General features: G+C 63.2%; 8 protein-coding genes and 1 tRNA gene. 6 read left to right on the forward strand and 3 right to left on the reverse strand.

Annotated features, from left to right (window positions below; all coding sequences use genetic code 11):
* Positions 1-39 precede the first annotated feature (39 nt).
* The gene (locus I41_RS19835) at positions 40-1,548 is read left to right on the forward strand and encodes an LVIVD repeat-containing protein (RefSeq protein ID WP_168207041.1); all 1,509 of its coding nucleotides are present in this window, start codon (positions 40-42) and stop codon (positions 1,546-1,548) included.
* Between the two features lie 104 nt (positions 1,549-1,652).
* Here I41_RS19835 and acnA read toward each other — a convergent pair whose 3' ends face one another.
* Positions 1,653-4,394, reverse strand: coding sequence for an aconitate hydratase AcnA (gene acnA, locus I41_RS19840; protein ID WP_145434667.1), 2,742 nt, complete (start codon positions 4,392-4,394; stop codon positions 1,653-1,655).
* Positions 4,395-4,598: 204 nt separating this feature from the next.
* Between acnA and I41_RS19845 the strand changes: the two genes are divergently transcribed.
* From I41_RS19845 to I41_RS19860, 4 genes are all read left to right on the forward strand, one after another.
* Positions 4,599-6,077, forward strand: a complete 1,479-nt coding sequence (locus I41_RS19845) for an Nramp family divalent metal transporter (protein ID WP_145434668.1) — start codon at positions 4,599-4,601, stop codon at positions 6,075-6,077.
* Between the two features lie 205 nt (positions 6,078-6,282).
* Positions 6,283-7,785, forward strand: coding sequence for a Gfo/Idh/MocA family protein (locus I41_RS19850; protein ID WP_145434669.1), 1,503 nt, complete (start codon positions 6,283-6,285; stop codon positions 7,783-7,785).
* 251 nt (positions 7,786-8,036) lie between these two features.
* Positions 8,037-9,419 (forward strand): POT family MFS transporter, encoded by a 1,383-nt coding sequence (locus I41_RS19855; RefSeq protein ID WP_145434670.1) that lies wholly within the window; start codon positions 8,037-8,039, stop codon positions 9,417-9,419.
* A gap of 36 nt (positions 9,420-9,455) precedes the next feature.
* Complete coding sequence (locus I41_RS19860) at positions 9,456-10,892, forward strand: aldehyde dehydrogenase family protein (protein WP_145434671.1); 1,437 nt, start codon at positions 9,456-9,458, stop codon at positions 10,890-10,892.
* A 17-nt stretch (positions 10,893-10,909) separates the two neighbouring features.
* Here I41_RS19860 and I41_RS19865 read toward each other — a convergent pair.
* Positions 10,910-10,981: transfer RNA gene (locus I41_RS19865), tRNA-Gln, on the reverse strand.
* A gap of 190 nt (positions 10,982-11,171) precedes the next feature.
* On the opposite strand from I41_RS19865, the gene I41_RS19870 reads away from it, so the two are divergent.
* Positions 11,172-12,866, forward strand: coding sequence for a SpoIIE family protein phosphatase (locus tag I41_RS19870; protein ID WP_145434672.1), 1,695 nt, complete (start codon positions 11,172-11,174; stop codon positions 12,864-12,866).
* A 124-nt stretch (positions 12,867-12,990) separates the two neighbouring features.
* Here the strand turns inward: I41_RS19870 and I41_RS19875 are convergent, their stop codons facing one another.
* A complete protein-coding gene (locus I41_RS19875) occupies positions 12,991-13,221 on the reverse strand; it encodes a BON domain-containing protein (protein WP_210421009.1) in 231 nt (76 codons plus the stop codon).
* Positions 13,222-13,405: the final 184 nt, after the last annotated feature.

A 13,405-nucleotide genomic window follows, 5' to 3' on the forward strand; every position in this document is an offset into this window, starting at 1 on the left:
CCGGAACAGCTCTCACCGCAGCCAGAACAGGACAGCGAAGTGCAGCGATCTTGGCCGATATTTGCCTCCAGTCGCCTGGTCCGCGCCATTCTGCCGACCCTCGCCGGCCTGGCAATCGTGACCTCGTGGGCTGATATCCAAGCGTTCGCCGCCGACAAGACGTTCAACGTCTCGCTCGTGAGCGAGATCGACCCTCTCCCCTTCAGCAGTAACCTCTACTACGGCGACATTTGGGTCGACGGCAACTACGCCTACCTCGGCACCGACGTCAACGGCGGCGGCGTCTCGATCTTCGACGCTTCCGATCCCGCCAACCCGACGTTCATTCGCAATCCGGCCAACCCGTCGGGCGCCGTCACGATGCCGACGTACAACGGCGACCAGATGGAGGACATGGAGGTCTACAACGGCATCGGCTATTTCGGCAGCGACGTCAGCACCAGCAGCGGCACCGGCGTTGATATCGTCGATCTTTCTGATCCGACGAATCCGACGATGATCAGCCGCATCAACGGCGCGAACGGCGGCCACAACAAAGTTCATACTCTGTCGTACTCCGAAGGATTTCTCTACACGGCCGACAACGCCACCGACGTGATCAAGATCTTCGACGTCAGCGATCCGGGGATTCCGCAGCTTAAGTGGTCGGTCGATCTGGGTCTTCCCTCTGGCCAAGCCTCGCACGAAGTCGTCGTCAAGAACGGCAAGATGTACGTCGCGAGCAAGAACAACAGCTTTAGCGGCGACGACGCGACCAGCTTCAACACCGGCACCACCGCCATCTACGACGTGTCGAACGTGGGCGCGTCGGCGCCGACGCGCCTGAAGCTGTGGGCTACCGGCGCCCGGTCCCACACCAGCATGGTTTCCGCCGACGGCAATCTGCTGGTCGTGGCCCAGGAGCGTCCCAACGGCAATGTCGTGCTGTACGACATTTCGATGATCGACCAGGCGAACGACCCCGATACGCCGATCCTGCTGTCGACGCTCAACCGCACGAACGTCGGCATCGACGCCCACAGCCCGCATCACCCCCATCTCCACGGCGACATGCTCGTCCTCTCGTGGTACGAGGCGGGCGTCACGATCTTCAACATCGCCGATCCGACCAATCCCGTTCTCACCGGGGCCTACGACACTTTCACGGGGACGTCGACCAGCTACAACGGCAACTGGGGGAACTTCGTCCAACTCAACTCCGAGGGGATCCTCCAAAATGTCTTCCTCAGCGACCGGACGAGAGGATTGATGGTGGTCGACGTGAGCGCGGCCGCCTCGACCGGCGACTTCAATCAGGATAATATCGTCGACGGCGCCGACTTCCTCGCCTGGCAGCGCAACTTTGGCGTCGCGAGCAATGCGACGCTCGCCATGGGCGACGGCAATCGGGACAAGAAGGTCGGCTCACCCGACCTCGACGTCTGGCAGTTCCAGTTCGGCGAAAGCGGAGCGCACCATGCGATCTCCGCCGTCCCGGAAGCCTCGTCAGCCCTGCTCGCCGCGTTCGGCGTGACGTTCGTCAGCACGCGCACCCGCCGCCGGCGCTAAGCAACTTCAGCCCCTGGCTCCGCCAGGGGGTCGGTAGCCATACCGGTAAGCGTCGACCCGCGTTGTGCCACCCCCTGGCGGAGCCAGGGGCTACAAGTGCCCACTTAGCCCTTCAACAACTTCCGCGTCACCGTGTGCAGAATACCGCCGTTGCGGTAGTAGTCGAGCTCGACCGGCGTGTCGATCCGCACCGTCACCGGGAAGGTGAGGGTCGTCTCGGTTCCGTCGGCGGCGAGCTTGCGGTGAGCGGTGACGTTCATCGTTTGCCGCGGCTTCAGGTCGTCATTGAGTTCGGGGAAGTCGAAGACCTCCTCCCCGGTGAGCCCCAACGATTGCCACGACATGCCGGCCGGGAGTTCCAGGGGCAGCACGCCCATGCCGACGAGGTTGCTGCGATGGATCCGCTCGTAGCTCGACGCGATGACCGCTCGTACTCCGAGCAGGAAGGCGCCCTTCGCGGCCCAGTCGCGGCTCGACCCGGTGCCGTACTCGGCCCCGGCGAGGACCACCAGCGGCACGCCTTCGGCTTTGTACTTCATCGCCGCGTCGTAGATGCTCAGCACTTCGCCGTCCGGCAGGTGGCGCGTGACGCCCCCCTCGGTGCCGGGGGCCATGTGGTTGCGGATGCGGATGTTCGCGAACGTGCCGCGGGTCATCACGCGATCGTTGCCGCGGCGAGCGCCGTAGCTGTTGAAGTCGATCGGCTCGACGCCATTCTCGATCAGGAACTTGCCGGCGGGGCTCGCCTTGGCGATCGAACCGGCGGGCGAGATGTGGTCGGTCGTCACCGAGTCGCCAAGCGCCGCGAGGCAGCGGGCGCCGGTGATCGACTTGATTGGGCTCACTTCGGGAGTGAGATCGACCAGGAACGGCGGTTCCTGAATGTAGGTGCTCTTGGGGTCCCACTCGTAGAGTTCGCCGCCGGTCACTTGGATGGCGTTCCACTTGGGGTTCTTCTGCCAGACGTTGTCGTACTGCTTCTGGAACATCTCCGGCAGCACGCTCGCGTCGACGACCGCCTTCACTTCCGCGTGGGTCGGCCAAATGTCTCGCAGGTACACGGCCTTGCCGCCCGTGCCCGTGCCGAGCGGCTCGGTCGCCATATCAACATCGGTCGTACCGGCCAGCGCGTAGGCCACCACCAGCGGCGGACTGGCGAGGTAGTTCGCCTTCACGTGCGGATTGATGCGGCCTTCGAAGTTACGATTGCCCGACAGCACTCCCGAGACGATCAGGTCGTTCGACTGGACGGCGTTCGCGATCGGATCGGGGAGCGGGCCGCTGTTACCGATGCAGGTGGTGCAGCCATAGCCGACCGTGTTGAAACCGATTTTGTCGAGGTACGTGTCGAGGCCCGCCTTCTCGAAGTAGTCGGTCACGACGCGGCTGCCGGGGGCGAGGCTCGTCTTCACGTGCGGCGGCACGGTGAGGCCGTGCTCGACCGCCTTCTTCGCCACGAGGCCGGCGGCGATCATCACCGACGGGTTGCTCGTGTTTGTGCAGCTGGTGATCGCCGCGATGACGACGCTGCCATGCTCCACGGGGAAGGTCTTGCCGTCGAGCTGGACAACGACGCTCGTCGCATGCCCGTTCGGGGCCGGCTTCTTGTAGGTTTCGACGAGGTCGCGCGACCAGGTTTGCTTCATCGCGGCGAGCGGGATGCGATCCTGTGGCCGCTTCGGACCGGCGAGGCTCGGCTCGACGGTCGAGAGGTCGAGTTCGACCACCGACGTGAAGACCGGGGCCGGCGAGTCGTCGGTGCGGAACAGCCCCTGCTCCTTCGCGTACCGCTCGACGAGTTGCACTTCCGATGGCGTGCGGCCGGTCCGTTCGAGGTAGCGGAGCGTCTCGTTGTCGATCGGGAAGAAGCCCATCGTGGCGCCGTATTCGGGCGACATGTTGGCGATCGTCGCCCGGTCGGCGAGCGACATCGTCGAGACGCCGCTGCCGAAGAACTCGACGAACTTGTTCACCACGCCATGCTTGCGGAGCTGTTGGGTCACCATCAGCACGAGGTCGGTCGCGGTCGCGCCTGGCGGGAGCGAGCCAGTGAGCTTCATGCCGACGACTTCAGGCATCAGCATGTAGATCGGCTGGCCGAGCATGACGCCTTCGGCCTCGATGCCGCCGACGCCCCAACCAACGACGCCGAGGCCGTCGATCATCGTCGTGTGACTGTCGGTGCCGACGAGCGAGTCGGGGTAAGCGACCTTGCCGGCGTGGTCCTGGCCGATGAAGACGCCCTTGGCCAGGTACTCAAGGTTCACCTGGTGAACGATGCCGGTCCCTGGCGGCACGACGCGGAAGTTGTCGAACGCCGTTTGGCCCCAGCGGAGGAATTCGTAACGCTCGGCATTGCGGGAGAACTCGAGCTCGATGTTCAGGTCGAGCGATTGATCGGTGCCGAAGTAATCGACTTGCACCGAGTGGTCGATCACCAGATCGACCGGCACGAGCGGATTGATCTTCTTCGGATCGCCGCCGAGGCGCTGCATGGCGGCCCGCATCGCGGCAAGGTCGACGACGCACGGCACGCCGGTGAAGTCTTGCAGCACGACGCGGGCAGGCTTGAAGGGAACTTCGACGCCGTCGCTGCCAGGGGCGAGGACGCCGCGGCTCTCGGTCCAGTTGGCGAGATTCTTAACGTCTTGCTCGGTGACGACGTAGCCGTCGCAGTTGCGGAGCAACGATTCGAGCAGCACGCGAATCGAGAAGGGAAGTTCGGCCACCTTGGTCAGGCCAAGCTGTTCGAGCTTGGAGAGCCGGTAGATTCCCGCTTGGCCGGCGCCGGTGTCAAAGGTGTCGCGAGCTTGAAAAGGGTCTTGCTTGAGAGCGGGGGCTGCCATCGAGGCGCATCCTTCCGAGAACCAATGAATCAACTGGTAAGGGGTAGCCCCCCATTTTATCGCGTCGCGAGGGTCCTGTCTGGTCCTCCTGGGAAGGTCGATTTCCGCAGCCGCGGTGGCTTGTGGGAGCGAGGCCGGCGGCCTAGATTCGACGCCACGCCTGCTCTTCGTTCGCCCTTCTCTTCTCCTCCGCAGCCGATCGTCATGTCGCCGCGCGATCCTTATCAGTTCGACCCCTCGCTGGTGGAAGAGCCGCCAAGCACCTGGCGGGGCACCGTGCGATACCTGGGACCAGGGCTGGTCCTGACGGCGTCGATTGTCGGGGCCGGGGAACTGATCGCCACGACGTCGCTCGGGGCGCGGGCCGGTTTCACGGCGCTCTGGATCATCCTGGTCAGCTGCGCCGTGAAGGTCGCGCTGCAGCTGCAGTTCGGCCGGCACACGATCCTGACGGGCGAGACCTGCCTCACGGCGTTCAATAAGCTGCCGGGCCCGTCGTTCCGCGGAGCCCACTGGACGATCTGGTGCTGGATACTCATCCAGCCGCTGAAGCTCCTGCAAATGGGAGGCATCGTCGGCGGCGTGGCGATGGTGCTGGGCATCGTAGCCCCGGCGATCAGCGTCGGCATTTGGTGTTGGGTCGTCGCCGGCGTCGCGGCAATGATGGTGAGCGGCGAAAGCTATCACTTCATTGAACGCGTTTGCGTGGCGCTCGTCATCGCGTTCACCGCGACGACGCTCATCAGCGTCTTTTCGCTGCAGTGGACCGTGTACGCGGTGTCGAGCGGCGATCTGATCGATGGCCTGCGGTTCGAGTTGCCCGCCAACCTGATGATTGCGATGGGGGCGTTCGGCCTCACCGGCGTCGGCGGCGACGAGATCATGCAGTACACCTACTGGTTGATCGAGAAGGGCTACGCGGCGAGAACCGGTCCGCGCGTCCCTGGCGATCCCGCGTGGGAGCGTCGCGCCCGCGGCTGGATCAACGTGATGTACCTCGACGCGCTCGTCTCGATGGTCGTCTACACCGTCATCACGGCAGCGTTTTACTTGCTGGGCGCCGCGGTGCTTCACGCCCGCGGGGAAACGCCGGAAGGCTACGCCACGATCAATACGCTCGCGCTGATGTACACCGAGTCGCTCGGGCAATGGGCGCGCAGCGTGTTCATGGTCGGCGCCTTTGCCGTTCTCTTCTCGACGGTCTTCTCGGCGCTGGCGGCATGGACGCGACTCTTCACCGACGCGGCCGGCAAGCTCGGCATGATCGACTTCCAGAACGTCGCCCAACGTCGCCGCACGGTGACGCTGCTGGCATGGTTCTTCCCCCTCGCGTGGGCGACGATTTTTCTCGTTTACAAAGAGCCGGTGATCATGGTCACCATCGGCGGGATGGCGACAGCGGCGATTCTGCTGGTGATCGTCTTTGCAGCGGTCAATTTCCGCTACTGGCGCGAAGTTCCTGAGATGCGCCCTGGCCGGTTCTACGACTTATCGCTTTGGGTCAGCATCGCCGCGATCATCGCAGTGGCCGTCTACGGCGCTCAAGACGGACTCCGCAAATGGCAAAATCAGCAGGCTGCGGTACGCCCTACGGCGAACGCCGCGAGTCTCTCCGCAAAAACGCAAGCAGATGACGCGAAATCAGGCAGAATCGCTGGCTCCAATGCTGGCAACCGGCGGTAAATTGACTCACAATAGTGAGATCGTTGGCGTTGCTCGACGCGTCCTCGATGAAAGCCACCGGCTGCGCCGGTGGACGAAGTAGAGCAGAGACTGCCCCGCATTTCACCCACCGGCAGAGTCGGTGGCTTTAAGCGTACGGTCAATCCAGCGCGAGCGGCGTTCTTCTCACCAACGCTCGCCAACACTTCTCAGGAGCTTCAAAGCCATGCATCGGCGGCACTTCTTGGAAACGACGCTCGGGGCTGCCGCGGCAGCCGGGATGGTCTGGAGCAGCCGGGCCTCGGCGGCAAGCGACGTCGCTGACATTCGCGTTGCTCAGATCGGCTTTCGCGGCCAAGGCTCGAGCCATATTAACAACCTCGGCAAGCATGTGGTCGCCCTGTGCGACGTCGATGAAGAGGTTCTGAACAACAAGGCGAATGAGCTGAAAGAAAGCCTCGGCATCACCGTCGACAAGTATTCCGACTATCGCAAACTGCTCGAACGGAAAGACATCGACGCCGTCTCGATCGCCACGCCGAACCACACGCACGCCCTCATCGCCATCGCCGCGGCCCAGGCCGGCAAAGACGTGTACGTCGAGAAGCCGGTGTCGAACAACATTTGGGAAGGTCGGCAGCTGGCGGCCGCCGCGCGGAAGTTTGGTCGCGTCATCCAGTGCGGCACGCAGTCGCGTTCGAGCCCGGCGCTCAAGCAGGGCGCCGAGTGGGTGCAAGCGGGCGAACTGGGGCCGATCAGATACGCTGTCGCGACTTGCTATAAGGCGCGTCCTTCGATCGGCAAGAGCGACACGGCGTTCACGTTCCCCAGCACGATCGATCGCGATCTCTGGATCGGCCCCGCGGCGGACGAGGCCTTCTATCGCCCCGTGAAGAATTCGCAGGGCGGGAAGAACCCCCACTACGATTGGCACTGGGACTTCAACACCGGCGCCGGCGATCTGGGTAACCAAGGCATTCACCAGATGGACATCGCCCGGTGGTTCCTCGGCGAGAAGGGGATGGCGCCGCGGGTCTTCAGCGTCGGCGGGCGGCTCGGTTACGACGATGCGGGCAACACGCCCAACACGCAGATCGTTTACCAAGCCTACGAGAAGGCGCCGCTGCTATTCGAAGTCCGTGGCCTGCCCCGGGCGAAGAAGTTCCAGGAGAACGGCTGGGGCGACAACATGGACCGCTTCCGCGGCTCAGGCGTCGGCGTCGTCGTGCAGTGCGAGAACGGTTACGTCCTCGTGCCGAACTACTCGAGCGTCATCGCGTTTGACAACGACGGCAACAAGGTGAAGGAGTGGGACGAAGGCGCCGGCCATCACGACAACTGGCTCAAGGCGATCGCGGCGCACGATCCGAAGCTCCTGAACGCCGAAGTGCAGGAGGGCCACCTGTCCAGCGCTCTCTGCCACTCAGGCAACGTCTCGTATCGACTCGGCGCCAAGACGCCGACTGGCGAAATCGCCGAACGGCTGGCGGCTAATGAGTTGCTGGCCAATTCGTTCGAGCGGATGCTCGGCCACCTGCGGGCCAACGGCGTCGACGTCGACGGCGACGCCGTCCTCACGATGGGCGAGTGGCTGAACCTTGATCCGGCAACGGAGAAGTTCGTCGACAACGACAAGGCGAACGAACTGCGGACCCGCGTTTATCGCAAGCCGTTCGTCGTGCCGGACGTGGAGAGCGAACTGGCGACGCAATCGGCCGCGGCGGGCTGAGTTCGAAGGGGTCGGGAGCCTTTCGTCACTGGGTGCGCACCACTCAACGCAACCCACCAGTGGCAAAAGGCTCCTGACCCCGTCACGCATCGATCGCCTTTGTTTTTAGCGTTCAACCCATTTATAGCCCTCGGTCACTGACCGGGGGCTAATTTTTTGAACCGAAGAACCGCGGCTGCGATCACCCGCGCCTTCCGGTAGACTGGCGTCGCCGCACTCCCCTGCCCCGCCTTCCCCGCGACGACGACGCCATGGCGAACTCTGAATACCGCACGACGCCGCAACAGATCGAAACGATGCCGCCCGGCATCCCGTACATCATCGGCAACGAAGCGGCGGAACGGTTCAGTTACTACGGCATGGGGGCCGTGCTGTACGAGTTCCTCACCGAGCATCTCCGCGACGCCTCAGGAGCAATGGCGCCGATGTCGCCAGAACTGGCCAAGGCTTGGCAGCACTACTTTTACGCCGCGGTTTACGCGCTGCCGATCTTCGGCGCCATCCTCAGCGACTGGCTTTTCGGCAAGTACAAAACCATCGTCTGGATCTCCCTGCTCTACTGTCTCGGGCATGGCGTGCTGGCGCTGGTCGATTTCCCGTCGGTCACCGGCGTCGAGCCAAAATGGCTAATCGCCGCAGGCTTAGTGCTGCTCGCGATGGGCGCTGGAGGCATCAAACCGTGCGTCTCGGCCCACGTCGGCGACCAGTTCGGCGAGCGAAACAAGGACCTCATCAACAAGGTCTTTGGCTGGTTCTACTTTTCTATCAACGCCGGGGCGGTCGTCTCGACGCTCCTCTGTCCGTGGCTCCTGAAGCACTACGGCCCAGGTTGGGCGTTCGGCATCCCCGGCATCATCATGGCGCTTGCCACGCTTGTTTTCTGGCTCGGCCGGTTCAAATACGTCCACATCCCCGCCGGTGGTTCAAAGTTCATCGAAGAGACGTTCAGTTCCGACGGCATTCGAGCGGTGATCAACCTGATTCCGCTCTACCTGTTCATCTTTCCATTTTTCATGCTGTTCGACCAAACCCACACTGCCTGGGTTGAACAGGCCAAGAGCATGAACGGCGATTTTGGCTTGTTCACGATGCTGCCGGCCCAACTCCAAGCCGTGAATCCGTTCCTCATTCTTTGCTTCATTCCACTGTTCGCTTACGTTCTCTATCCGCTGATGGGCCGCTGGTTCGAACCGACGCCGTTGCGAAAGATCGGCATCGGTCTGTTCCTGACGGCGCTGTCGTTCGTCATCATCGCCCTGGCCGAGCAACGCATTGTCGATGGCGAGACGCCGCACATGCTGTGGCAGATTGCCGCCTACGTCGTGATCACCGCCGGCGAAGTGATGGTTTCGGTGACTGCCCTGGAATTCTCCTACACGCAGGCGCCGAAGAAAATGAAGTCGTTCATCATGGGCGTCTACCTGTTGGTGGCGATCGCCCTTGGGAACATCCTGACGGCCCGCGTTAACGAATACATCGAGGCCCAGAAGAAAGTCGGCGTCGCGATTCTCGAAGGCGCCAACTACTACTGGTTCTTTGCGATCGTGATGCTCGTGGCGGCCGTCATTTACGTCGTTTGGTCGCAGTTCTATCGCGGTCGGGTTTATATCCAAGGCGAGGAGGGGGTCGCGTAGCTCTGGCGGAACGTCAAGGAGGCGACGCGGCAAGCGATGAAACTCGAGTCCACCTATCCCTACTATCTGGCGAACCGTCCGGAGCAGCCAAACGCCGACCTCAACGTCGTCGACAAGTACACCGGCGAGGTCGCCACGCGCATCGCTCAAGCCGACGCCGCAGCCATTGATCGCGGCATCGCCGCGGCCGTCGACGCCGCCGAGCCGATGGCCTGCTTGGCGCCCTACGAGCGCCAAGCCGTACTGGAACATTGCGTCCGGCGCTTCCGCGAGCGGCAGGATGAGCTCGCCTGTTCGCTCTGCGTCGAAGCCGGCAAACCAATTCGCGACAGCCGCGGCGAGGTGGCGCGGCTGATCGACACGTTTGCACTCGCCGCGGCGGAAGCGGTACGGATCGGCGGCGAGGTCCTCAACCTCGAAATCTCCTCCCGCGCCCGCGGCTATGCAGGGATGACGAAGCGCGTGCCGATCGGGCCTTGCTCGTTCATCTCGCCATTCAACTTCCCGCTGAATCTGGCGGCTCACAAAATCGCCCCGGCGATCGCGGCGGGCTGCCCGTTTGTTCTGAAACCGGCGAGCCGCACGCCGATCGGGGCGATTCTCATTGGCGAGATCCTCGCCGAGACTGACTTGCCGCGGGGGGCATTTTCGATTCTCCCCTGCCACCGCGACGGGGCCGATCTGTTCACCACCGACCAGCGGCTGAAGTTGTTGAGCTTCACCGGTTCTCCCGCAGTCGGTTGGGACCTAAAAGCCCGCGCCGGCAAAAAGAAGGTGATCCTCGAACTCGGCGGCAACGCGGCCTGCGTGATCGACGAGGACGCCGACCTCGCCGACGCCGTGAGCCGGCTCATCGTCGGGGCGTTCTATCAATCGGGGCAAAGCTGCATCTCGGTGCAACGCATCTTGGTTCACGAGCACGTTTACGACGAACTGCGCGACCGACTCGTCGCCGCGACCAAGGCCCTCAAGATGGGCGACCCCAAGCTCGAAGAAACCTTCATCGGACCGATGATCGCCGAGAGTGAGGCGAAGCGGCTCGACGAATGGATCCAGGCGGCGATCAAGGCAGGCGCCAAGCTCCTCTGCGGCAGCAAGCGCGACGGCGCCATGCTGCAGGCGACGTTGCTGGAAAACGTCCCGCGTCGCCAGCCACTCTGCGCCAACGAGGCGTTCGGCCCGGTGGCCATGCTCGACCGGTTCAGCGACTTCGACGCGGCGCTCGACGAAGTTAATGACAGCCGCTACGGCCTACAGGCCGGCGTCTTCACACGGGATATTTACAAGATCCAGCGAGCTTGGGATCGGCTCGAAGTCGGCGGCGTCATCATCGGCGACGTCCCCAGCTGGCGGGTCGACAACATGCCCTACGGCGGCGTGAAAGACAGCGGCCTAGGACGCGAAGGGGTTCGCTACGCGATCGACGACATGACCGAGCCGCGGCTGCTGGTAATCCGCACCCCGCAGCACTAGTCCGCGAGGATGAGAAGCTGGGGCGTAAGGACTCGAACCTTAAATGACAGAGTCAGAATCTGTAGTGTTACCAATTACACTACGCCCCAAGAAGCTGCTGCGAAGCCCTCAACGGTAGGTCCCTGTAGGACGGTCGTCAAGGGCGTTTGGTTCAACGAATCCTGGCCGAAGTGCGCGCGACGGAACGCCCCTGCTTGTTGACGCCCGCCGCGCGGCGGCCCTAGAATCGGGAAAACTCCCGCAAGATCGCGGGGAAAACCGCAGCGGGACGAGTTCGCCATGGCCACGCTTACGATCATCCAAGGGGGAGAGGTCGGCAAAAAGTTCGATATCTCCGGACGCGAGTCGGTCATCGGCCGCAGCCCCGAATGCGATTTCGTCCTCGACGTCGCGGCGGTCAGCCGGCGGCATGCGGTGGTGGTCCGCGACAAGGACCTCTATCTCATCCAGGACAATGGCAGCCGCAACGGCACCATCGTCAACGGACACCAGATCGAAGGACAAGCCCAGCTCCGCGACGGCGATCAGATTTTGATCTGCGACGTGCTGATCGAATTCCGCAACGTCGCTGCGCCGAGCTTGCTCGGAGGCGCCGCGATTGGCGGATCCTCGCTCCTGTCGCCGCTCGACGCGGCCGCTCTACTAGAGGATGACGGCAGCGGCGACGAGTCGGAAATCATGGCCACATTCGACGTTGGTCGCGAGGCGAAGGCGACCTGGCAAGTCTCTGCCAAGCCAGAGCAGCAGCTAATGGCGATGATCGAGATCTCCAGTAATCTCAGCAACACGCTGGAGGTGAAGGAGATTCTGCCGAAGATTCTCGACAGCTTGTTCAAGATATTCATCCAGGCCGACCGCGGGTTCATCATTATGCGGCCGAAACCGGGGGCCCCGCTGGTGCCGGTCGTCACCAAGGCCCGCCGTCATGACGACGAAGAGACGCGCCCCAGCCGAACGATCATCTCCCGCGCCATGAATGAGAAGAAGGCGATTCTCTCGGCCGACGCCGCTTCGGACGCCCGATTCAACATGGCGCAGAGCATCGCCGACTTTCAGATTCGGTCGCTGATCTGCGCCCCGATGATCGACTCCAACGGCGAGGCGATCGGCGTCATTCAGCTCGATACCCGCGACCAGCGGAGTCGGTTTACCGATCTCGACCTGCAGGTGCTCGCCGGCGTTGCCAGCCAGGCGGCCCACGCGCTCGACAACGCGAAACTGCACGAGCAGGTCGTCGCGCAGCAGGCGCTCACCCGCGATCTGCAAGTCGCGCGCGAGATGCAGACGGCGCTGCTGCCGAAGGCGGCGCCCGACGTAGGCGGCTACCATTTTTTCCAGCACTATCAGGCGGCGTACGAAGTCGGCGGCGACTACTACGATTACGTCCTACTACCGGAAGATCGCTTTGCGGCGGTGGTCGGCGACGTGGCGGGCAAAGGCGTGTCGGCGGCGATTCTCATGGCTAAGCTGTCGAGCGACGTGCGATTCTGGCTCGCGCGCGAACCAGATCCCGCCAAGGCGCTCGCGAAGATCAACGCCGCCTTCTCGCAGCACGGCTGGGACGATCGCTTCGTCACGATGGTCGTCGCGGTGGTCGACCCGCAAGCGTGCGAGTTGACGCTCGTGAATGCCGGTCACATGCCGCCCCTCTTGCGGACTGGCGACGGCGAAGTGATGGAAATCGGCGGCGACGAAGCGGGCCTGCCGCTGGGCGTGGCCGACGACTACGAGTACGAGTCGTACAAGCGCGAATTCCTGGCCGGCGATTTCCTGACCATCTTCACCGACGGCTTCAGCGAAGCGATGAACTCGAAGCGCGAGCTTTACGGCATGGAGCGATTGACTCAGCTCTGTGCCGACAAATCGGTGAAGGCTCGCGACCTCGGGCCCTGCATCCTGGAGAGCGTCCACAAATTCGCCGGCGACTTTCCGCAGAGCGACGATATGTGCCTCGTCTGCTTCGGCCGGGAGTGACAAACGAAATTAGCCGGACCGCCACGCGGTCCGGGACCGCGGCGCCATCCCGGAAGGCATGGCGTTTCGGCTAGTTGCGATTGCCTAGGTTGCTTGACTGGCAGTCGGCGCGGCGTTCAGCCGCTTACCACTGCACTTGCAGGCAGTTCTCGATGCGCTGCACGCCGTCGACGCGACGGATGAGTTCCTGCGCCATCTGCTTATGGAAGAACGACCGTACGGCGCCGGAAATCCGGACGACCCCTTCGGTCGCTTCCACCTGCATTTCATGGGCAGAAACGTACGGACTGCGGCGCAGGACGCCATGAACCTCGTCGATGAGTTGCGGGCGGGGCGGGGAGATCGTCGCTTCCATGTTCATTCCTAAAATCGGGCGGAGACGCTAGCGGGAATTGCTTCAGGAGGGAGAACCGCCCGGGCCGAGCAAGCTACTGGCCCAGGCGTTCTGTGGAAATATCGGTTGCAATTCGCGCCCGATTTCAGCAGAGGTCGACCGTTAAGCGAGGAAACTTCCGGAAGAGTTTCCGAATGCGCCGGTC

Origin of the sequence: Lacipirellula limnantheis (assembly GCF_007746075.1) — a bacterium.
GTDB classification, from domain to species: domain Bacteria; phylum Planctomycetota; class Planctomycetia; order Pirellulales; family Lacipirellulaceae; genus Lacipirellula; species Lacipirellula limnantheis.